This window comes from Corynebacterium sp. CQ3829_602738 (genome assembly GCF_054478435.1).
The window spans coordinates 1,077,240-1,096,203 of the sequence record NZ_CM137003.1 but is presented as its reverse complement, the minus strand read 5'-3'; the positions used below and the strand labels follow the sequence as shown (position 1 = coordinate 1,096,203).

The following is an 18,964-nucleotide window of genomic DNA, read 5'->3' as shown; positions in this document are numbered from 1 at the left end:
CTTCTAGTCTCCCTCTCCGAGAATCTGCGGAACCACGAAGCGGTCGTCTTCCACGGCCGGGGCCTGGTCCAGCGCCTCGGCCTGCGTCAGCGTCTTCTTCTCCACGTCCTCGCGCATACCTGCGTCGATGGAGTGCGGGTGGCTCATCGGCGTGACACCCTCCGTGTCGACGCTTTGCACCTTCGAGACCGCGTCCACGATCGTGTCCAGCTGCTGGGCAATGTCGTCCAGCTCCTCGTCCTTCAGCGCGATTCGCGCCAGGCGTGCGATGCGCGACACCTCGTCGCGTGAAATCTCAGCCACAGTCCAATCCCTTCCACATCGCGTGGGTTGCGTATGACGCGCCTTATCTTACGTCAACGCAATTCGCTCACCCGCGAGCGGTGAGGCGCACCGGCAGCGAAGCCCAGCCGCCCACCGGGTGCACCTCCCGCTCGCCTTGTCCGGCGCTGGAGACCTGCGCTACTGCGAGGAGTTCTTCGGTGAACGCTTGCAGCTCAACGATCGACAACGTCTTGCCAGGGCACGCGTGCGGCCCTGCGCCCCAGACCAGGTTCTCGTCGGCGTTCGTCTCCGGTTCGAAGCCGTCCGGGTCTGCAAACGTTTCCGGGTCGCGGTTTGCCGCTGTCCAGTGGATGCGCACCCTTTGGCCTTCAGGCAGATCGTGCCCGTCGAGCGACACCGGGCACGTGGTCACTCGCCGGTTGCTCACAAACGGCGAGTCGGCGCGCAGGATTTCGTCGGCGATCGCAGTGAACTCCTTTTGCGAAACGCCGCCTGCGAGGCGGTCCTGGAGCTCGGGGCGTTCGATCAGTGCTTCAAGCACAACCCCGATGCAGTAGGCCATCGAGCTCAAATCTCCCGCAGTCCAGTTGCGTAGCACGGAGACCACTTCCTCGAATTCCAGACGCCGACCGAGACTGTCGTCGTGGACGAGACGCGAGGTGACCGAATCGTCGGGGCTGTTCTGGAGGGGCTGCACGACGGAGCGAATGATGTCGTCGAAACGCTCGGCGACCGCCGCTGTGCGCTCGAGTTCGCCGGACCGCGTTGCCGCGTTGTTGTCGGCCACCCACGCAATGAGGGTGTCGTCGAGCTCGCTTGGCCATCCGAGCCAGGCGGTCATCGCGCGGACCGCATACTGGGCGCCCAAGTCGCCGACGGCGTCGACCTTGCCGTTCGACAGCGCTCCTTCTGCCAACTGGCGCGCGATCTTGTGGAACATCGGAGCGAGCTGATCGACCTCCTCTGCCGCGAGGTAACGATCGATCAACGCACGCATCTCGGTGTGCTTCTCGCCGTCAAGGCCGTTGGGCAACTGCAAAAATCGCGACACACCCGACGAGAACTGTTCCGGGTTCTCCGCCACTTCGCGGGCGAGAGCGTTGCCCGTGACGACGACCTCCTTGCCGTCGCGAGCCAACTTCGCGCCGTCGCGAAGCAACGCGTCTCCGACCGCGCGGGGTTCGGCGCCGGCGAGTGTGGTCTGCGGGATTTCGGTGCGGCTCATCGTGCTCCTCCTTAGTTAGAAGACTGCTGCGGTTTCGACCGTACACCCGCTGCCGGTGTGCCGAATTGCTATAAATAAGGCCATGTCGTACCTCATCCGCGTTTCCCTCCCGGACGTCCCTGGCAGCCTTGGTCAGCTCGCCGAGGCGTTCGGTATGGTCGACGCCGACATCAACTCCGTTGACATCGTGGAGACCTCCACCGACGGCACCGTGACCGACGACATCGTGGTCACCCTGCCCACCGGTGTGATGGTGGACACCCTGATCACCGCCGTCTCTTCTGTCGACGGCGCGGAGGTGGATTCCATCCGCCCGTTCACCGGACGCGTGGACCGCCGCGGGCAGATCCAGATGCTCGCCCAAATCGCGGCGCAGTCCGGCAGCGTCGAGGACCGGATTAGCGAGCTTGTCGACGTCATACCGAGCGCCGTGACCTCCTCCTGGGCCGTGGTGCTGCGCACCTCAGACGAGGGCCTCACCCGCGCCGCCGCCTCCCCCGCCGCGCCGGAGGACGACGGGTCGCACCCAAAGATGCCGCCCATCGAGGCCGCGCGCATCCTCCAGCCGGACTTCGACGGCTGGGCCCCGGAGTCCTGGTTCCAGCTCGGCACATCGCTCACCATCACTCCCCTGCACGGCACCGACATGGTGCTGGTGGTCGGCCGCGTGGGCGGGCCGGATTTCCTGGCGTCCGAGGTCCGCGAGATCGGCGACCTCGGCTGCATCACAGGCGCGATGCTGCGCTAGCCAAAGCCTCAACCGTTGCACGTTTTCTAGATTTCTGTAATTCTAGAAAGCATGCAACCGATTGAAGCACGCCTCTCTGACCTCGAAGCGCGCGTCGCCGCGCTCGAACAGGCCCCATCGCCCGAGTCCACCTCACGCCCCAGTTCCAGCAACGAGGCGGACCAAGGCACAGTCACCTTCAAAGGCGACGTGGAGCTTCCGACCGGCACCTACTCCTACGAATGGATCCGCCCAACGGCGTGGATCACGGACCAACCGTGGGACAACGCGATGGACCGCATCGCCGCTCTCGCGCACCCCGTCCGCGGCGCCATCCTGCGCCACCTTTTAGCCGCACCGGCGAGCGTAACGGAGCTGGTCGAATCTGACCTGGTTTCCTCCACCGGCACGGCCTACCACCACCTGAAGGAGCTGCAGGCCGGCGGCTGGGTGCGCAAGCAGACCGGGGTGTTTGAGATTCCCCCGGCCCGCGTCATCCCGCTCATGGCGATCGTGATCGCAGGGGAGGACCACTGATGCGCGCTACAAACATTGCCACCGGAGGAATCTCCGCCGTCCTCGCCGCCGCGTTGATGCTCTCCACCGGCCCCCGCGATATTTCCGTGGCCTCTGAGCACACCGGCGATACCGAGATCTCCTCCGCCCTCGAACACCTCGCGGAAAACGGCCACCACAACCTCGCCGCCTTCACCTATGACGACGGAGAGGCCCGCTTCGGCGGCCTCGGCGCCGACGAGCACACCGAATTCGAAATCGGCTCGATCACCAAGACATTCAACGCAGAGCTGGTCCGCCAGTTCATCGACGCCGACGAGCTCAGCTTGGACACTCAGGTGCAGGAGCTTATCGACGTCCCCTCCGCCCCCGTCGCCGACGTGACCATCGAGGAGCTGCTCAACCACACCTCCGGGCTCGCCGCCACCGAAAGTCTCAGCCTCGCGGACATGTTCGCGGCCAACATCCGAGACGGTGGCAACCCCTACCGGCGCGACACTCCGCAGGACATCCTCGAGGCCGCCGGTGCCGCCGAGCTGAACAACCGCGGCGAAGAACAGTACTCGAACTACGGCCACGCGCTGCTCGGCCAACTGCTTGCCACACATGCCGGCGTGCCCTACGACGAGTTGCTGCGTACCCGAATCTTCGAGCCCGCCGGCATGACGTCGACCTACGTGGCGCTACCGGGCACCGTCGACGAAGCACCGACAGGCCTGGCCGCCAACGGGCACCCCGCCAGCCCGTGGGACATGGACGGCTGGGCCCCGGCCGGCGCGATCCGCTCCACTGCTGCCGACATGGCGAAGTACGTGGAATGGGTGTCCTCGCACGGTGTGCCCGACTACGGCTGGGCAAGCGTCGACGAAGACGGACAGGAGATCACGTTCCACAACGGCGGCACCGGCGGCTTCCGGACCATGTTGGTCTGGGACCCCGAGCGCACCGACCACAGCCGCGCCACGTTCGTCGCGGGCGACACAGAAGCCTGGGTGGACGCGCTCGGCATCGATCTCATGGAGGAAACCCGATGATCGCACTCGTCATGATTCTGCTGCTCCTTGCGTCCGCGACTTTCAGCGCCGTGCGGAACGTCAAGGGCCTCATTTACACCCTCGTCAACGCGGTCATCACCGCAGCGGTGGTGTGGATGCTCTCATTCGGCGTGAACTGGAATGGCCAGTTCCCCATCTGGCTGTGGTGGGCCATCGCCGTCTGGGCGGCGGTACTCGTCGGCCTGAGCGCCGCGCGCCTTACGCAAGCGCGTCTGGGCCGCCCTCGAGCAGCTGCACAAATTGCGCCTCGGTAAGGATGGGCCGGCCCAGCTCCTCCGCCTTCGCGGCCTTCGAACCGGCGTTTTCGCCCACGACCACGTAGTCGGTCTTCTTCGACACCGAACCGGCCGCCTTGCCGCCGCGCGACAAGATGGCTTCCTTGATTTCATCGCGGGTGAAGCCCTCCAACGTGCCGGTGGCGACGATGGTCAGCCCTTCCAGCGTCTGCGGGGCGCGGTCCTCCTCGGCGGACTCCATGGTCACACCGGCCGCGGCCCAACTGTCCACGATGTTCTGGTGCCAGTCCACGGTGAACCATTCTTTGAAGCTCTCGGCGATCACGTCGCCCACGCCGTCGGTGTCGGCGAGGTCGGCCACGGGGGCGTCGATAAGCGATTGCATCGAGTGGAAGCGCGACGCGAGCGCGCGGGCCGCGGTGGGGCCGACGTGACGGATGGATAGCGCCACGATGACGCGCCACAGGTCGGCGTGCCGCGCGGTTTCCAGGTTGGCCAGAAGCTTCTTGCCGGAGGCGTTGACCTCGCCGTCCTTGCGGGTGTACACGCTGGACTTTTTCAGGTCCTCCTCGGTGAGGTCGAACAGTTTCGCCTCGTCCTCCAGCACCCCGGAGGCGATGAGGTCCTGCGCGCCCTTCTCCCCCAGCGCCTCGATGTCGAACGCGCCGCGCGAGGCGATGTACTCCAAACGCGTGGCCAGCTGCGCCGGGCACGAGCGTGTGTTCGGGCAGCGCCAGTCCGCGTCACCCTCCTTCGCGGGCGCGAGCTTCGTGCCGCAGGCGGGGCAGTTTTCGGGGTAGACGAACTCGCGCTCGGTGCCGTCGCGAAGATCCGCCACAGGCCCGAGCACCTCCGGGATGATCTCGCCGGCCTTGCGCACCACCACCGTGTCGCCGATCATCACACCCTTGCGCTTGACCTCGTGCTGGTTGTGCAGCGTGGCCATGGACACTGTCGAGCCGGAGACGAACACCGGCTCCAACACCGCGAACGGGGTCGCGCGGCCCGTGCGGCCGACGGAGACCTCGATGTCGAGCAGCTTCGTGGTCACCTCCTGCGGCGGGTACTTGTACGCGATCGCCCACCGCGGCGCGCGCGAGGTCGCGCCCAGGGCGCGCTGCTCGGCCACGGAATCCACCTTGACCACCAAGCCGTCCATCTCGTGGATGGCGTCGTTTCGGTGCTCGCCCCAGTAATTGACGGCCTCGATAACCTCGTCGGCCGTCTCCGCCCGGCGCGTGTACTCGCTGACCGGCAGGCCCCACTCGGCGAGCTTCTCGTAAGCTTCCCACTGCGTTTCGGGGGTGAAGCCCTCGCGCGCGCCGATGCCGTGGCAGATCATGCGGAGCTTGCGCTTCTTCACGTCCTCCGGGTTCTTCTGCCTCAGCCCACCAGCCGCGGTGTTGCGCGGGTTGGCAAACGGCTTGCCGCCTTCCTTTTGGCGTAGCTCGTTGAGCTCAGGGAAGTCCTCGGGGCGGATGAACACTTCGCCGCGGACCTCGAGGAACGCCGGGGCGTCGCCAGTGAGCTTCTGCGGGATGTCCTCGATCACACGGGCGTTGGCGGTGATGTCCTCGCCGGTGGTGCCGTCGCCGCGGGTGGCCGCGCGGGTCAGCTCGCCGTTTTCGTAGACGAGGTCGATGGATAGCCCGTCGATCTTCAGCTCGGTGAGGTACGGGCCGGGTGCCTTGGAGAGCCACTCGCGCATCTCGTCTTCGTTGAAGACGTTGTCCAGGCTCATCATGCGCTCGGGGTGGGTGACGTCCGCGAACGCGGTGTCGGTGGCGGGGGCGCCGACTTCCTTCGTGGGCGAGTCCGGCACCGCCAGCTCGGGGTGGTCCTCCTCCATCTTCTGAAGGCGGCGGAACAGCTCGTCGAACTCGCCGTCGGTGATCACCGGCTGGCCGTTGTAGTACAGGTCCCGGTGCTTGCGGACCTCAGCGGCCAGCTCGTCCCATTCACGGTGCAGATCAGCGGAAATTTCACTCACAGCAAGCCAGTGTAGAGATAGCGCGGATCCCTAGTTGTTGAAGAGGGCGAACACGCGTGAGGTGATGCTCGGCGCACCCTTGATCTTCGGCGGCCCAACGACGATGACGGCACCGGTGGCCGGAACTTGGTCCAGGTTTGCCATGACCTCTACCTGGTAGATGTTCTGCTCGAGTACGTAGAGCTCGCCGTACAAAAAGCCGGTTTCGGCAGCAACCACACCGGGATCCGTGTCCAGCGTCTCGTGGCCGATAGCTGAAACGTTGCGCTCCTCCACTAGGAACTTCAGCGCGTCCAGGGTCCAGCCCGGGGTGTGCTGCACGCCGTTGTCGTCGTGGTTCACAAACGCGTCCGGGTCATCCCAGCGTTTGTGCCAATTGCTCGAGAACGCAACGAAGCTACCGGCTGGGATTTCACCGTGCTCGGCTTCGAAGGCTTCGATGTCTTCCACGGTCACCCCGTGGTCAGGATTCTGCGCAACCGAGTCTTCCAGGTGCAGTACGAACAACGGTAGGATCAGTTCGTCTGCACCAATCGCATCGACAAGCCGCTTTCCGGCGGCGAAGTGGCCCGGCGCGTCGATGTGCGTGCCATACGGGGTGGCCAGGGTGTACTCCTTGGCGAAGAAGCGATGCTCTTCAATCGTGTTGACTGTCCGTTCAGTCATCGGGTTGAAAGCTGGGAAGCGCGGGATACCGGCGTGGACATCGTGTGAGAGATCCACGCGCTTTGCGCTAAGGATCTGCTTCTGCCATTCGCTGAGTTCTGTCATGGAATTGACTATCAGCCACCTGCCTGCGCCAGACAAGTTTCTATTCATCGGTGCACTGGTGCACCTAGAATGCGTTACAGGAAAGGAGGACAGCTCATGACCGCAGCACGAACAACTGCTACTTCGACCCCGACGGAATTTTCCCGTGAGGCCGCAGTGGCGTCGATGAAGCTCGAGGGCCGAAGTCTTCCGCCTGAGTACTCGCGATCTGAAACGACGGCAACCATTCTTTCTGACCTCCGAAGGGCACGCGGGTGGGATTAAACCCCGGGTACCGCGACCCAGTGCCTCTGTCGGAGTTCATCAGCGTGCGCACGCTCGGCGAATGACTTGCCCGCTGCCCGTGTCGGCGCGCTCATTACAATGTCGCCCATGGCCACTTTCGACGCCTCCCGCATGCTCTCCTTCGACCTGGAGACCACCTCCGCCAACCCGCGCGAGGCCCGTGTGGTCACCTCTGCGATCGTGCGTATCGACGGCTCCGAGGTCGACGCCAACGAAACCCTCGCCGACCCCGGGGTGGAGATCCCCGAGGAGGCCGCGAAGGTGCACGGCATCACCACCGAGAAGGCCCGCGCGGAGGGACGCGACCACGACGAGGTGGTGCGCGAGACCGTGGAGGCGATCAAGCAGGGCTGGGAGGACGGCCTGACCCTGGTGGTGTTCAACGCCCCCTACGACCTGACGGTGCTGCGCCAGCTCACCGGGGACTTCACGGTCACCGGCCCGGTGTTCGACCCCCTGCTGATCGACCGTGCCAAGGACCGCTACCGCAAAGGCCCGCGCAACCTGACGTCGATGTGCGAGCACTACGGCGTGCGGCTGGACAACGCGCACGAGGCCACCGCCGACGCGTTCGCCGCCGCGCGCGTGGCGTGGATGCAGGTACGCAAGCTCTACCCGGATCTTGCCCAGATGGACGCCGGCGAGCTCATGGAGTACCAGGCGGTGCAGTACTTCACGCTGCAGGAGGACCGGAAGCGCTATTTCGAGTCCCAAGGCCGCGACGCCTCGAACGTGCTGCCCGGCTGGCCCATGCTCGGCTAGTTCTGGGCTAGTTGAGCGCAAGCTCCGCGCGCAGCTTCTCGGCGAAGTTGTGCAGACCCCGGTTGTCGCCCTCGGATTCGACCGAGTACGTCTCCCCCGACTTCGTCTTCACCACCATTGCGCCCGACTCGCTGATGATCACGTCGGCGATGCTGGCGGCGTCGAGCTCTGTGGTCTCTTTCTTCTCCACCAGGCGCAGCGTCTGCCCGTCAAAATCGGCCTCGCGCTTGCCCGACAAAAGCCCAAACGCGGCGAAGAACGCGATGCCGATGGCAATGCCGAAAATCATGTCGTCCATCATGAGGCCGAAGACGACGAAGAACATCACGCCGAAAACGATCCCTGTGGAGAGGTCGGCCTTCTTCTTGTCCCAGTGCAGCGGTGCGCTCATGCCTCCACTGTAAGTGCCTCGGCCATCTCCCGAGCCGCCCGGTAGTTCGCCGCGCTGTCCACCAGTGTGGCGGCCGGCTCGGCGTAGACGTCCACGGTCGTGGTGGCCGGGTCGATCTGCAGCTCGTCGAAGAGGTTGTACAGCTCGCGTGGGGCCATCACCGGAATCGCGATGCGTGTGCCGGCGTCCAACAGCCGGGCCAGCGCGTCTTTGTCGGCGCGGCGCGGGTCGCAGGTCAGCCACGGGACGTCGACAAGCTTGGGCGTATGCAGCAGGTGCTCGCCGAAGCGCGCGAGTGTCTCCCCCGGCTCGGGGATCGCGCGGATGGTCTCGAAGTCGGTGGTGCCTTGCAGCGTGCCAGCGACGACCTCGGGCAGGCGCGGCTCGTCAAGCTGCAGCACGCTTTTGCCAAATCGCTTCTCGACGTCCCTCCGGTGCCCCACGCACACCTCCAACAGCGCGTCCGTGAGGTCGCGAAGCGCGCCAGGGTCGGTGATCATGCGGTGGCCGTTGGCCATCTCAATCTCGGCGGCGAGCGTGAACGGGCCCGCCAGCTGCACCTTCACGGTGTCTGCTTTGCCGTGCCAGAGCTCCTCGAGGTGGTCGAGGTCGCGCTCCATGCGGTCGGCATCCTTGCGTGCCCGAGCCGCCACGCGCCAGCCGCGGGGCCCGCGCGCCACGGGGATTTCCAGCATCGCGGCGGTGCGGCCGATCAGGTCCGAGCCGACGCCGCGGTCCGGCAGCTGCGGGACGTGCGGCAGGGGCGACTCGGAGAGCACCACGTCCGCAGCCTGCGTGAGGTCGGTGCCGGGAAGCGACCCGAGGCCGAACGCGGTTGGAGGAAGTGTTGTCACGGCGCTGATGTTACGCAGTGGCGCAGATGGTGCCGGAGCCGAGCACGATGTCGCCCAAACCGTCCGGGTCCGGCAGGTAAAGCACTGCTGCCTGGCCGCGGGCCACACCCTCGAGCGGCTCGTGCAGGGCGAGCGTCATCTGATCGCCGTCGATGCGGGCAGTGCAGGGCACGACCCCGCCGTGGGCGCGGATTTGCACGTTGGCCTCGAACTCGCCCTCCATCGCCGGGTGCAGCACCTTCAGGCGGTCGGCGGTGATCTCGTTGACCTTCAGGGCCTCCCGCGGGCCGACGGTGACCGTGCCGGTGGAGGTGTCCACGTCGGTGACGTAGCGCGGCTTGCCGTCGTCCGCAGGCACGCGGATGTTCAGTCCCTTGCGCTGGCCGATCGTGTACTGGAACGCGCCGTCGTGCTCTTTCAACTCGTGGCCCTCGGTGTCTTTGATCATGCCGGGGCGCATGCCGATCGAGCGGCCCAGAAACGCCTGGGTGTTGCCGTCGGGGATGAAGCAGATGTCGTAGGAATCCGGCTTGGACGCAGTGGCGAACCCGTGGCGGGCCGCCTCCTCGCGGATCTGCGGCTTTTCAGTATCCCCTACAGGGAAGATGCAGCGGTCCAGCTCGTCGCGCGTGAGCACGCCGAGCACGTAGGACTGGTCTTTCTTCGGGTCGGTGGATCGGCGGAGGTTTCCTTGGTCGTCGATAATTGCGTAGTGCCCGGTGGCGATCGCGTCGAAGCCCAAGGTCACCGCGCGGTCGAGCAGTGCCGCGAACTTGATCTTCTCGTTGCAGCGCAGGCACGGGTTGGGGGTCTCGCCGTGTTCGTAGGACCACACGAAGTTGTCGATGACCTCTTCTTTAAAGCGGTCAGAGAAGTCCCACACGTAAAACGGGATACCCAGGTGGTCGCACACGCGGCGCGCGTCGGCGGAGTCCTCCAGGGAACAGCAGCCGCGGGCAGACTCGCGCGTCTGCTGCGCGTCCTTGCTCAGTGCAAGGTGCACGCCGACAACGTCGTGGCCCGCCTCCACCAGGCGCGCAGCAGCGACAGAGGAGTCCACTCCCCCGCTCATGGCCGCCAATACTCGCATGTCGGCGCAGTGTAGTCCCGTGAAGGCGAAAGGTGAAACGTCCGGCTGGTCGCGTGGAAACACCCCCTCGACACATACCCCCCTGGGGTATTAAGGTGGAAGACGGCCGTCGTGCTAGGCCCCCGGCACGACCGAACCGACCACAATGATGAACTGCAACGAGAGGACAGAACCATGAACGACAGACACGCCCACTCCGGCACCGAACCCGGTGGGCACGCCAGCCATCACGAACACAGCAACCACGGAGGCCATGCCGGCCACAACCACACAGAGCACGCGGGCCACGGAGAACATGGAGGCCATGGCCACGCGGGCCACGCAGGCCATGGCGATCACGTAGCCCAGTTCCGCAGGCTCTTCTGGATCATGCTGGTTCTCGCGATCCCGGTCGTCGGATTTAACGAAACCTTCGCCCACCTCATCGGCTACCAGCTGCCTGACGCGGAATGGATCCGCTGGATCTCGCCGCTCTTGGGCACGGTCATTTACTTCTGGGGAGGTCGCCCGTTCTTGACGGGTGCAGTCTCCGAGATCCGCTCACGAAAACCCGGCATGATGCTGCTGATCGCCCTGGCGATCACGGTCGCTTTCGTCTCCTCCTGGGGTGCGAGCCTGAACTTGCTGGACCGCGAGCTGAATTTCTGGTGGGAACTGGCGCTGCTGGTGGTCATCATGCTGCTGGGGCACTGGATCGAGATGCGCTCCCTCGCCCAGACCACCTCGGCCCTGGATTCGCTCGCCGCACTTCTGCCCGACGAGGCCGAGAAGATCGACGGCGACGAAGTAGTGAAGGTCACCCCGGCGGATCTTGAGGTCGGCGATGTCGTGATCGTGCGGCCCGGCGCGTCCGTGCCTGCCGACGGCATAATCGTCGACGGCAGCGCCAGCATGGACGAGTCGATGGTCACCGGTGAGTCGAAAACGGTGCGGCGCGGTGAGGGCGAGCACGTGGTCGCTGGCACCATCGCGACAGACTCGGGTCTGCGCATCGAGGTCACAGCCACGGGTGGCGACACCGCGTTGGCCGGCATTCAAAAGCTCGTCACCGATGCGCAAGAATCGTCATCGCGGGCGCAGCGCCTCGCAGACAAGGCCGCCGCGTGGTTGTTCTGGTTCACCCTCGGCGCCGCCATTCTGACCGCCGTGGTCTGGACCGTCGTCGGCATGCCAAACGACGCCGTAGTGCGCACCATTACGGTGCTCGTCATCGCCTGCCCTCACGCCCTAGGTCTCGCAATCCCGCTGGTCGTCTCGATTGCGACTGAGCGCGCCGCCCGCGGCGGGGTACTGATCAAGGATCGGCTCGCTCTCGAATCCATGCGCACCGTCGACGCCGTGTTGTTCGACAAGACCGGCACCCTCACCAAAGGCGAACCCACCGTCACCGCGATCGACACCATCAGCGGATATGAGGAAGCAGACGTGCTCGCGCTGGCAGCGGCCGCCGAGGCGGACAGTGAGCACCCACTCGCTCGCGCCATCACCGGTGCGGCGAAGACCCGTGACGTGGCTGTGCCGAGTGCCAGCGACTTCTCCTCGTCGCCAGCCGTGGGCGTGAAGGCAACTGTTGACGGTGAGGTAATCGAGGTCGGCGGCCCCTACCTGCTTGAGAAGCATTCCGCCGAAGAGCTCCCCATCGCAGACGAGTGGCGAAAGGAGGGCGCGATCATTCTCCACGTCCTCGCCGACGGCGAAGTGATCGGAGCACTCCGGCTTGCCGACGAGATCCGTCCCGAGTCCCGCGACGCCGTCGACGCACTGCACTCTGCGGGCGCCCAGGTCGTCATGATCACCGGCGACGCGCAGGCCGTCGCGGACACCGTCGCCAAGGATCTGGGCATTGACCGGGTCTTCGCGGGTGTGCGTCCCGAGCACAAGGCCGCGAAAGTCAAGGAACTGCAAGGCGAGGGCCACAAGGTCGCCATGGTCGGCGACGGCGTCAACGACGCCCCCGCGCTGGCCCAGGCCGATGTCGGCATCGCGATCGGTGCCGGCACAGACGTGGCCATCGGCTCGGCGGGCGTCGTCCTGGCAAGCTCCGACCCGCGATCGGTGCTCTCGGTCATCGAGCTCTCCCGTGCGACCTACCGGAAGATGAAGCAGAACCTGTGGTGGGCGGCCGGCTACAACCTGCTGTCCGTTCCGCTGGCTGCCGGTATCCTCGCCCCAATCGGGTTCGTGATGCCGATGAGCGTCGGCGCAATTCTGATGTCGGCCTCGACCGTCGTCGTCGCCCTCAATGCGCAGCTGCTCCGCCGCCTCGACCTCACCCCGCAGAGCAGCACCGACCGGATGCTTAACCGGTCCAAGTGACCCGACACCGTCCACACCACTCAGGAGGCCCATGATGAACGACCACGGCTACATCAGCGATAAAGACCGCTACCTCGCCCGGCTCAAACGAATCGAGGGGCAAACCCGCGGTATCCACCGCATGATCGACGAAAACGCCTACTGCATTGACATCCTCACCCAGATCAGTGCGGTCAACGCGGCGCTGAAGGGCGTAGCACTGGGTTTGCTGGACGACCACTTGAAGCACTGTGTTGCCAATGCGATCAGCGACGGGCAGGAAGCCGACGCCAAGATCGAAGAGGCGTCAGCCGCAATCGCGCGAATGGTGAAATCCTAGACAGCCGTGGGAGGACTCGTGCGTCTGTTGCGTGTCCGTACTCAGCGAAAGGTGAAACGTCAGCCTATGTCTGATGGAGGATGCACAGTAAATCCAGCGGAGCGCAATACCTCAGCTGCTTTGGTGGGGTCCCGACGTATTACTGCTTCCGTTTGCTTTTCTACGAATCGGCTACGTCCCTCTTCCACTCGTTCCTCCCACCCCGGCATTGGTTGTGCATCGAACTCTCTAACAACCAATTCCACAACATCCTCTACTGTGACGCGGAATTGCGGGTCACCGAGGGGGAAATGGATACTCTGCTGCTGCGCCGCGGTCTCGTAGCGCCCGCTTCTTGCCAGGAGCAATCCCAGCGGTACAGATTCCGCGTGAAACTGAAAATGACTTGAGGGCTTGTTTCTGGCTTCGCGGTCGAACTCGAACCGAACAATGGGTACAAAGCGTTGCGTAGCTCTAAATTCGACCTTTATCGAGCTTTTCTCGACGGCTACACCGCTCCCGGAACTGCTTGGACGCAACCGGAACTCGACAGCAAGATGTAATCGATTGCTTCCAGATTTGCCTATTACGAGTTCCTTCGAGATTTTGAACCACGATCGAAGGCTCTCTTTGGAATTCTCGAAAATTTCGAGTGTGGTGGACCCTACTAGTGTGCTTTCGAGCAGATCCTGGATTTCCCCGACGAACGTAGTCGCGTGTTGTACCCAGGCTGTGTCGGTCAAAGCACTTACCCGTTAAGCATCCACGACAAGGCTTCGTGACGTTCCAGCAGACGTTCTTCGTCGAACTTCAAGGCACCTGCGTCTCGCAGCCTACGTAGGACTTCGACGTTGTAGGGCTGCATCTCTTTTTCGATGTTTGCCAATTCCTGGATGATCTCGTCGTTCGAAAGCACTCGGGGAACCGGAGTCGACATTTGCCCTCCTTTCGCGAATGTCCCGCAGACGTCGATCCTCTGGATCAGTACTAGCGATGATAGCGCAAGACCTTCATTCTTAAACGTCATACCGCAGTACGACGTGGCCGCTCGCAGCGGCAAGTAGCGTGGACGGCCATGAACTTTTCCACCACCCGCGCAGTGCGCATCCGCAATGCCAGCATGGCGGCGGTCATGCTGGTTGCCTGCCTGATTGGGCTGCTGCCGGATTCGCGGCAGTTGGTCGTCGGACTCGCGCTGCTAGCCTGCGCCGTTGTGGCCCCGTTTACCCGCTGGCGCTGGCCCCTGGAAACGTTCGCTGCGATTGTCGCGGTGCTCATTCCCACGGCGTTTTGCGAAACCCTCCCCGTCGGCGCCATCGCTGTGTCGTCCTTCGCCGCGTACGTCGCCAGGCGCCACCTGCCTGCCCCGCACCGCGATATCGCCACGGCTGCACTTTTGCTTGGCGACGCCGCAGCCACCGCGTTCGTCATCCCCGCGCTCACCGCACTCGAACCGGTTGAGCGGATCCCCTACGTCTTCTGGAGCATCATTCTGCTCACCGTCGCGCTGCTGTTCGGTGAACTGCGCCGCCGGGCCGAGGAGACCGCGGAGAAGGACCTGGCCCGGCAGCGCGAGCAGTTCGAGCGCGATGCCCAGGAGCAGCGCGCCCACCTCGCGCGCGAGATCCACGACATTGTCACCCACTCGCTGACCGTCATCGTCGCGCAGGCCGACGGCGCGCGCTTCGCCGCCACCCCGGAGGCGAAAGACGAGGCGCTGCGCACCATCGGCGGCGTCGGCCGCGACTCGCTGCGCCAGATGCGCGGCGTGGTGGAGCTGTTGCGAAGCGCCGAGCAGCGCCCCCTTGAACCGGCGACGGAATTGGACATCGACGGCCTTGTCGCCACCAGCCGCGCGGGCGGGCTCCAGGTCGCATACACCGCCGAGGGCGCACCTCCCGGGGACTTGGCCCCGGCAACCGCGCTCACCGTCCAGCGCATCGTGCAGGAATCCCTGACCAACGCCATGAAGCACGGCACCGGCCGCGCCCAGCTCGCGGTGCGCTGGGGCGCAGATAACGTCGTGGTGGAAACAACCAACCCGGTCGCTCCCGGCGCGGCCACCCGTCCGGGCCACGGCGTGGAGGGCATGCGGCAGCGCGCGGCGCTTTCCGGCGGCACAGTGACCGCAGCCGCCACCCCCGCCGGCACCTGGACCACAACAGCAAGGATCCCGCTGAACTCATGATCACTCTCGGACTCACAGACGACCAAGCGCTGTTTCTCCACGGCATCCGCAACGTGCTGGACTCCCAGCCGGACATGGAGGTCCGCTGGCTCGCCGCAAACGGCGAGGAGGCAGTGCAGGCAAGCAATAGCGATCCGGTGGGCATTGTGCTTATGGACGTCCAGATGCCCGTCCTCGACGGCATCGCCGCCACCCGGCGTATCACCCAGCACCACCCGGACACGAAGGTGATCGTGCTGACCACGTTCGACGACGAGGACTACGTGCTCGGCGGGATCGGCGCGGGCGCGAGCGGGTTCCTGCTCAAGGACGCCGAACCGGAGGCGCTGCTGGACGCGATCCGCACGGTTGCAGGCGGTGACGCGGTGATTTCGCCGAGGGCGACGAACCGGATCGTCGCAAAGCTTGCTGCCCCGACAGAAGATGCGGTGGCCTTATCCCCCGCCGACCGCCTCGCGCTGGGCGAGCTCACCGAGCGCGAGCGCGAGGTGCTCGTCGCGATTGCCCGGGGCTGGAGCAACGGCGAGATCGCGGAGCGGATGTTCATCTCCATGCCCACGGTGAAGACGCACGTGGGCCGGGTGCTGGCGAAGACGCAGTCGCGCGACCGGGTGCACGCGGCCCTTTTCGCGTACCGCACCGGGTTGGTCTCGCGCGCGGACCTGCTGGATTCCTAAGGCGCGTCATACCTGGGTATCACGTCCAAAATCGTGCCCCGCGCCGACGCGGAAGGCCCGTGCCATGCGCGAACCTTGAACGCATGGAAACACCGATCATTCACACCCGGGGCCTGACCAAGACCTACGGAAGCACAGACGTTGTCCACGACCTCAACCTCGAAGTCCGGCCGGGCGTGGTGCACGGGCTGCTCGGGCCGAACGGCTCCGGCAAGTCCACCACCATGAAGATGCTCCTCGGGCTGATCGCGCCGACTGGCGGCGAAATCACGATGTTGGGCCAGCCGATCACCCGCGCCAACCGGGCGAAGGTGCTCTCCGGCGTCGGTTCGCTCATTGAGGCTCCGGCCGCCTACCCGCACTTAACCGGCGGGGAGAACATGCGCATAGTCACCCGCCTGCTCGGCGCCGACAAGGAGCAGGCGCGCCGCGCAGTGAAGCTTGTGCGCCTGGAGAACCACATGGACAAGCTGGTGAAGAACTACTCGCTGGGCATGAAGCAGCGCCTCGGCATCGCGATGGCGCTGGTGCGCGACCCGCAGCTGCTGATCCTGGACGAGCCCACCAACGGCCTCGACCCCGCCGGCATCGAGGAGATCCGCGAGCTAATCATCAGCCTCGCCCGCGACCACGGCCGCACCGTGCTGGTGTCCAGCCACCTGTTGTCCGAGATTGAGAAGATGGCCTCGGATTTGACCATCATCAACCACGGCGAACTGGTCTTTCAGGGCTCGCAGGACGAGCTCTACAGCGCGCAGCTGCCGGACGTGTTCATCCAAACCCCTCACCCCGATGCCGCCGCCGAGGTACTGCGAGCGCTTGGCCCCACCTACGTCGAGGGTGGCCTGGAGCTTTCCGGGCTTAGCGACGCCCAGGTCGCCGAGACCTGCGCCCACCTCGTCTCCCACGGCGTGGCGCTGCACCAGGTGGTGCGCAAGCGGCGCAGCCTGGAAGACGTCTTCATCGGCCTGACGGGCAAGGAGGCGATGGGCGCATGATGGTCGAGTTTGCAAAGCTCAAGCGCACCAAGATTGTGTTGCTGTGCCTGCTCATGTGCGCCGGCATCGTGCTGTTTGCCAACATGAATCTGTTCGCGGGCGATCCCATCGCCGACTTCCAGGCCGACCCGCACACTCAATGGGCCAGCCACCTCGTCGGGCTGGGCATGGCCCTGGCGTTTCTCACTCCCCTGCAGCTGGCGCTGGTGGCCAGCCGCATCGTCGACGCGGAGCACGCGAGCGGCGGGTGGCGGCTCAACGCGATTGCCGGCACGAGGCCGGGGACGCTGCTTTCCCGGAAGTTCGGCGTTGCCAGCCTGATCGTGGTCGTGTTCACCGCGCTCGAATTCGCCGCAACCCTCGCGCTGCCCGTCGCGATGGGCGCACCCGCCCCTGACGCGGCGATGTGTTCCACGTGGCTGCGCTTCGGGCTCGGCGCTGTGGGCACCAGCATTGCGCTGCTGGCCGTGATGCTGCTGCTGGCGGCGGTGGTCGATTCCCAGATCGTCGTGTTGGGCGTCGGCATCGTCGGCGGGTTCTTAGGCGTCGCCGCGCTGCTCTCCCCGTCTTGGCTCGCGGCGCTCAACCCCTTCGGCTACTACGCCGTGCTGCTGCCGTTCAGCTTCACCGAGTCGGGCGTCGCGCCGACCCAGCCCAGCTGGTGGCTGTGGGCCGCATACCTCGTGCTCGCCGCCGCAGTGTTCACCGCAGGTTCGAAGGCACTGGACCGGAAGGAAATCTAAACCATGCACCTGATCACAAACGACCTGCTGAAGTTCAAGCGCTCCCACATGTGGGCGGTGGTGGTCCTCGTGCCGCTCATCGCCGTCGGCATCGGCGCCGGCAACTACTCCGCCAATTCCGAAACACTGACCGCAGGATGGGACAGCTACTTCTCCCAGATCATGCTCTTCTACGGCTTGCTGTTTTGCACCGCCGGCATCGCAGTGCTGGCCGCGTACGCCTGGCGCGTGGAGCACCGAGGACACAACTGGCTGACCATGCTCACCTCCACCCGCGGCACCGGCAGCCTCGTGGCCGCAAAGATCGCGGCGATCAGCGTCGTCGCCGCAATGATGCACGCGGTGCTGGTGATCCTCGCGCTCGCAGTCGGGCTGGTGCTCGGCGTGCCGGGCGAGATCCCCGTCTACCTCCTCGCCGCCGCGTTCCTGTCGCTGGCGCCGATGGTGGCGGTGGCGGCCTGGCAGTCGCTCTTCTCCATGGTGATCCGCAACTTCGCGGTCCCCATCGGCATCGGCGTGGTGGCCAGCCTCATCTCCTTCGGCGCGCTCGCGTCCGGCATGCCCGGCGTGCGGTTCGTCTCGGCGCCGGCGCTGCTGTCGGAAACGCTGTGGCTGGGCAGCACCGCTGTCGCCGACGCCGGCGCAATCGACGCCGGGACCGTTCTGACCGTGGTGCTCGCCTCGGCCGCACTCGCGGCAGCCGGCTGGGCCGCCTCGGTGGCCTACCTGCGCGGGACCGACGCGCGCCTCTAGTACCCTCACCTGCCATGGCCGCAAAGAGCGAGTTTTACGAGATCGACACCGGCGTCGCCGAAGTCCTGCACGAACCCGACGGCTCCATGGTGCTGCTGGTCAACGGCGTGCCCAGCTCCCACGTCGTCCCCGGCGAGCCGACCCGGCTGGATTTCGAGTACATGCGCTGGATGGCGGACTTCCTCGATTCCGCCTACCCGGAGACAAAGCGCGCCAAGTCGCGCCTGACGCACCTCGGCGGCGGCGCGTACACCCTCGCCCGCTACTTCGCCGCCGCGTGGCCCGGCTCGCGAAGCACGGTCGTGGAGATCGATTCGGAGCTGGCCGTTCTTGCGCGCGAGCGTTTCGACGTCCCCCGGTCCCCCACCGTGAAAATCCGCGTCGGCGACGCCCGCGAGGTCACCGACGCGTTCAAGCCGGCGACCCGCGACGTGATCATCCGCGACGTGTTTACCTCCGCCACCACCCCGCGCAATCTGACGACGGTGGAGTTTTACCGGGCAGCGTGGACGTCGTTAAGCGAAGGCGGCTTCTACGTGGCCAACTGCGGCTCGCACTCGGACCTCAAGGAGGCCAAAGAGGAGCTGGCGGGGATGTTGGAGGTGTTCCCGCACGTCGCGGCCATCGCGGACCCGCCGATGCTGAAGGGCCGCCGTTACGGCAACATCGTGCTCATCGGCGCGGGATCCCCGCTTGAGGCGAGCGACGCGCTCACCCGCAACCTGCTCAAAGGCGGGGTGCCGGCGCAGTTCAAGGACGAGGCATGGTGCCGCCGCCTGGCGACGCAACCTCGGCACGACTAGC

The 18,964-nt window shown here is 65.5% G+C and carries 23 protein-coding genes; 13 read left to right on the top strand and 10 right to left on the bottom strand.

Going from position 1 to position 18,964, the window contains the following annotated elements; all coding sequences use genetic code 11:
* Positions 1–3 precede the first annotated feature (3 nt).
* Together gatC and ACX1NL_RS05330 are read right to left on the bottom strand one after the other, a co-directional pair.
* Positions 4–303 carry an Asp-tRNA(Asn)/Glu-tRNA(Gln) amidotransferase subunit GatC gene (gatC, locus tag ACX1NL_RS05335; RefSeq protein WP_070474874.1) on the bottom strand — a complete coding sequence of 100 codons (300 nt, stop codon included), beginning with the start codon at positions 301–303 and terminating at the stop codon, positions 4–6.
* Between the two features lie 67 nt (positions 304–370).
* The gene (locus ACX1NL_RS05330; RefSeq protein WP_239305914.1) at positions 371–1,510 is read right to left on the bottom strand and encodes a cytochrome P450; all 1,140 of its coding nucleotides are present in this window, start codon (positions 1,508–1,510) and stop codon (positions 371–373) included.
* 82 nt (positions 1,511–1,592) lie between these two features.
* Here ACX1NL_RS05330 and ACX1NL_RS05325 point away from each other — a divergent pair, with 82 nt between their 5' ends.
* From ACX1NL_RS05325 to ACX1NL_RS05310, 4 genes are read left to right on the top strand one after another with little or no spacing between them, the layout of a single operon-like run.
* Positions 1,593–2,258 carry an ACT domain-containing protein gene (locus ACX1NL_RS05325; protein WP_458898799.1) on the top strand — a complete coding sequence of 222 codons (666 nt, stop codon included), beginning with the start codon at positions 1,593–1,595 and terminating at the stop codon, positions 2,256–2,258.
* A 51-nt stretch (positions 2,259–2,309) separates the two neighbouring features.
* The gene (locus ACX1NL_RS05320) at positions 2,310–2,774 is read left to right on the top strand and encodes an ArsR/SmtB family transcription factor (RefSeq protein WP_458898798.1); all 465 of its coding nucleotides are present in this window, start codon (positions 2,310–2,312) and stop codon (positions 2,772–2,774) included.
* Entirely contained in the window at positions 2,774–3,787 is a 1,014-nt protein-coding gene (locus ACX1NL_RS05315; protein WP_239356215.1) for a serine hydrolase domain-containing protein, read from the top strand. The genes ACX1NL_RS05320 and ACX1NL_RS05315 overlap by 1 nt, the downstream gene beginning before the upstream one ends.
* Positions 3,784–4,062: a hypothetical protein gene (locus ACX1NL_RS05310; RefSeq protein ID WP_448231021.1), complete on the top strand. Its 279-nt coding sequence runs from the start codon at positions 3,784–3,786 to the stop codon at positions 4,060–4,062. Before ACX1NL_RS05315 ends, ACX1NL_RS05310 begins: the two co-directional genes overlap by 4 nt.
* Here ACX1NL_RS05310 and ligA read toward each other — a convergent pair.
* Both ligA and ACX1NL_RS05300 read right to left on the bottom strand, forming a co-directional pair.
* The gene (gene ligA / locus ACX1NL_RS05305) at positions 4,007–6,034 is read right to left on the bottom strand and encodes an NAD-dependent DNA ligase LigA (RefSeq protein ID WP_458898797.1); all 2,028 of its coding nucleotides are present in this window, start codon (positions 6,032–6,034) and stop codon (positions 4,007–4,009) included. The genes ACX1NL_RS05310 and ligA overlap by 56 nt on opposite strands.
* Before the next feature lie 30 nt (positions 6,035–6,064).
* Complete coding sequence (locus tag ACX1NL_RS05300; protein WP_458898796.1) at positions 6,065–6,805, bottom strand: cyclase family protein; 741 nt, start codon at positions 6,803–6,805, stop codon at positions 6,065–6,067.
* Between the two features lie 372 nt (positions 6,806–7,177).
* On the opposite strand from ACX1NL_RS05300, the gene ACX1NL_RS05295 reads away from it, so the two are divergent.
* Positions 7,178–7,852, top strand: coding sequence for an exonuclease domain-containing protein (locus ACX1NL_RS05295; protein ID WP_458898795.1), 675 nt, complete (start codon positions 7,178–7,180; stop codon positions 7,850–7,852).
* 7 nt (positions 7,853–7,859) lie between these two features.
* Here ACX1NL_RS05295 and ACX1NL_RS05290 read toward each other — a convergent pair whose 3' ends face one another.
* The 4 genes from ACX1NL_RS05290 to ACX1NL_RS05275 all read right to left on the bottom strand — a co-directional run bounded on the left by ACX1NL_RS05290 (position 7,860) and on the right by ACX1NL_RS05275 (position 10,526).
* Positions 7,860–8,243, bottom strand: coding sequence for a hypothetical protein (locus tag ACX1NL_RS05290; RefSeq protein ID WP_239356210.1), 384 nt, complete (start codon positions 8,241–8,243; stop codon positions 7,860–7,862).
* Positions 8,240–9,097 carry a uroporphyrinogen decarboxylase/cobalamine-independent methonine synthase family protein gene (locus ACX1NL_RS05285; protein ID WP_239356209.1) on the bottom strand — a complete coding sequence of 286 codons (858 nt, stop codon included), beginning with the start codon at positions 9,095–9,097 and terminating at the stop codon, positions 8,240–8,242. The genes ACX1NL_RS05290 and ACX1NL_RS05285 overlap by 4 nt, the downstream gene beginning before the upstream one ends.
* Before the next feature lie 10 nt (positions 9,098–9,107).
* Entirely contained in the window at positions 9,108–10,187 is a 1,080-nt protein-coding gene (gene mnmA / locus ACX1NL_RS05280) for a tRNA 2-thiouridine(34) synthase MnmA (RefSeq protein ID WP_458898794.1), read from the bottom strand.
* Positions 10,188–10,301: 114 nt separating this feature from the next.
* Positions 10,302–10,526, bottom strand: a complete 225-nt coding sequence (locus tag ACX1NL_RS05275) for a hypothetical protein (RefSeq protein WP_370645777.1) — start codon at positions 10,524–10,526, stop codon at positions 10,302–10,304.
* A 30-nt stretch (positions 10,527–10,556) separates the two neighbouring features.
* Between ACX1NL_RS05275 and ACX1NL_RS05270 the strand changes: the two genes are divergently transcribed.
* On the top strand, positions 10,557–12,503 hold the full coding sequence (locus ACX1NL_RS05270) for a heavy metal translocating P-type ATPase (protein WP_458898793.1): 1,947 nt from the start codon (positions 10,557–10,559) through the stop codon (positions 12,501–12,503).
* Positions 12,504–12,534: 31 nt separating this feature from the next.
* Positions 12,535–12,822 carry a metal-sensitive transcriptional regulator gene (locus ACX1NL_RS05265; protein WP_070844118.1) on the top strand — a complete coding sequence of 96 codons (288 nt, stop codon included), beginning with the start codon at positions 12,535–12,537 and terminating at the stop codon, positions 12,820–12,822.
* Positions 12,823–12,881: 59 nt separating this feature from the next.
* Here ACX1NL_RS05265 and ACX1NL_RS05260 read toward each other — a convergent pair whose 3' ends face one another.
* The gene (locus ACX1NL_RS05260) at positions 12,882–13,544 is read right to left on the bottom strand and encodes a hypothetical protein (RefSeq protein WP_269952540.1); all 663 of its coding nucleotides are present in this window, start codon (positions 13,542–13,544) and stop codon (positions 12,882–12,884) included.
* A gap of 5 nt (positions 13,545–13,549) precedes the next feature.
* Positions 13,550–13,738 carry a hypothetical protein gene (locus tag ACX1NL_RS05255; protein ID WP_269952541.1) on the bottom strand — a complete coding sequence of 63 codons (189 nt, stop codon included), beginning with the start codon at positions 13,736–13,738 and terminating at the stop codon, positions 13,550–13,552.
* A gap of 138 nt (positions 13,739–13,876) precedes the next feature.
* Here ACX1NL_RS05255 and ACX1NL_RS05250 point away from each other — a divergent pair, with 138 nt between their 5' ends.
* The 6 genes from ACX1NL_RS05250 (at position 13,877) to ACX1NL_RS05225 (ending at position 18,963) form a co-directional block, all read left to right on the top strand.
* Positions 13,877–14,989 carry a sensor histidine kinase gene (locus ACX1NL_RS05250; protein WP_181888262.1) on the top strand — a complete coding sequence of 371 codons (1,113 nt, stop codon included), beginning with the start codon at positions 13,877–13,879 and terminating at the stop codon, positions 14,987–14,989.
* Positions 14,986–15,666 carry a response regulator gene (locus ACX1NL_RS05245; protein WP_181888261.1) on the top strand — a complete coding sequence of 227 codons (681 nt, stop codon included), beginning with the start codon at positions 14,986–14,988 and terminating at the stop codon, positions 15,664–15,666. The genes ACX1NL_RS05250 and ACX1NL_RS05245 overlap by 4 nt, the downstream gene beginning before the upstream one ends.
* Positions 15,667–15,749: 83 nt before the next feature.
* Positions 15,750–16,664, top strand: coding sequence for an ABC transporter ATP-binding protein (locus ACX1NL_RS05240; protein WP_181888260.1), 915 nt, complete (start codon positions 15,750–15,752; stop codon positions 16,662–16,664).
* Positions 16,661–17,407: an ABC transporter permease gene (locus tag ACX1NL_RS05235; protein ID WP_070474859.1), complete on the top strand. Its 747-nt coding sequence runs from the start codon at positions 16,661–16,663 to the stop codon at positions 17,405–17,407. The genes ACX1NL_RS05240 and ACX1NL_RS05235 overlap by 4 nt, the downstream gene beginning before the upstream one ends.
* Before the next feature lie 3 nt (positions 17,408–17,410).
* Positions 17,411–18,160: an ABC transporter permease gene (locus ACX1NL_RS05230; RefSeq protein WP_181888259.1), complete on the top strand. Its 750-nt coding sequence runs from the start codon at positions 17,411–17,413 to the stop codon at positions 18,158–18,160.
* 14 nt (positions 18,161–18,174) lie between these two features.
* Positions 18,175–18,963, top strand: coding sequence for a spermidine synthase (locus ACX1NL_RS05225; RefSeq protein WP_458898792.1), 789 nt, complete (start codon positions 18,175–18,177; stop codon positions 18,961–18,963).
* Position 18,964: the final 1 nt, after the last annotated feature.

What these genes read in the sequence shown, in the direction of transcription:
- ACX1NL_RS05245 (WP_181888261.1), top strand. Translation starts at nt 14,986, where the DNA reads ATGATCACTCTCGGACTCACAGACGACCAAGCGCTGTTTCTCCACGGC.
- mnmA (WP_458898794.1), bottom strand. Translation starts at nt 10,187, where the DNA reads ATGCGAGTATTGGCGGCCATGAGCGGGGGAGTGGACTCCTCTGTCGCT.
- ACX1NL_RS05255 (WP_269952541.1), bottom strand. Translation starts at nt 13,738, where the DNA reads ATGTCGACTCCGGTTCCCCGAGTGCTTTCGAACGACGAGATCATCCAG.
- ACX1NL_RS05300 (WP_458898796.1), bottom strand. Translation starts at nt 6,805, where the DNA reads ATGACAGAACTCAGCGAATGGCAGAAGCAGATCCTTAGCGCAAAGCGC.
- ACX1NL_RS05240 (WP_181888260.1), top strand. Translation starts at nt 15,750, where the DNA reads ATGGAAACACCGATCATTCACACCCGGGGCCTGACCAAGACCTACGGA.
- ACX1NL_RS05235 (WP_070474859.1), top strand. Translation starts at nt 16,661, where the DNA reads ATGATGGTCGAGTTTGCAAAGCTCAAGCGCACCAAGATTGTGTTGCTG.
- ACX1NL_RS05310 (WP_448231021.1), top strand. Translation starts at nt 3,784, where the DNA reads ATGATCGCACTCGTCATGATTCTGCTGCTCCTTGCGTCCGCGACTTTC.
- ACX1NL_RS05250 (WP_181888262.1), top strand. Translation starts at nt 13,877, where the DNA reads ATGAACTTTTCCACCACCCGCGCAGTGCGCATCCGCAATGCCAGCATG.
- ACX1NL_RS05225 (WP_458898792.1), top strand. Translation starts at nt 18,175, where the DNA reads ATGGCCGCAAAGAGCGAGTTTTACGAGATCGACACCGGCGTCGCCGAA.
- ACX1NL_RS05270 (WP_458898793.1), top strand. Translation starts at nt 10,557, where the DNA reads ATGCTGGTTCTCGCGATCCCGGTCGTCGGATTTAACGAAACCTTCGCC.
- ACX1NL_RS05230 (WP_181888259.1), top strand. Translation starts at nt 17,411, where the DNA reads ATGCACCTGATCACAAACGACCTGCTGAAGTTCAAGCGCTCCCACATG.
- ACX1NL_RS05265 (WP_070844118.1), top strand. Translation starts at nt 12,535, where the DNA reads ATGATGAACGACCACGGCTACATCAGCGATAAAGACCGCTACCTCGCC.
- ACX1NL_RS05290 (WP_239356210.1), bottom strand. Translation starts at nt 8,243, where the DNA reads ATGAGCGCACCGCTGCACTGGGACAAGAAGAAGGCCGACCTCTCCACA.
- ACX1NL_RS05320 (WP_458898798.1), top strand. Translation starts at nt 2,310, where the DNA reads ATGCAACCGATTGAAGCACGCCTCTCTGACCTCGAAGCGCGCGTCGCC.
- ACX1NL_RS05325 (WP_458898799.1), top strand. Translation starts at nt 1,593, where the DNA reads ATGTCGTACCTCATCCGCGTTTCCCTCCCGGACGTCCCTGGCAGCCTT.
- ACX1NL_RS05330 (WP_239305914.1), bottom strand. Translation starts at nt 1,510, where the DNA reads ATGAGCCGCACCGAAATCCCGCAGACCACACTCGCCGGCGCCGAACCC.
- ACX1NL_RS05315 (WP_239356215.1), top strand. Translation starts at nt 2,774, where the DNA reads ATGCGCGCTACAAACATTGCCACCGGAGGAATCTCCGCCGTCCTCGCC.
- ACX1NL_RS05295 (WP_458898795.1), top strand. Translation starts at nt 7,178, where the DNA reads ATGGCCACTTTCGACGCCTCCCGCATGCTCTCCTTCGACCTGGAGACC.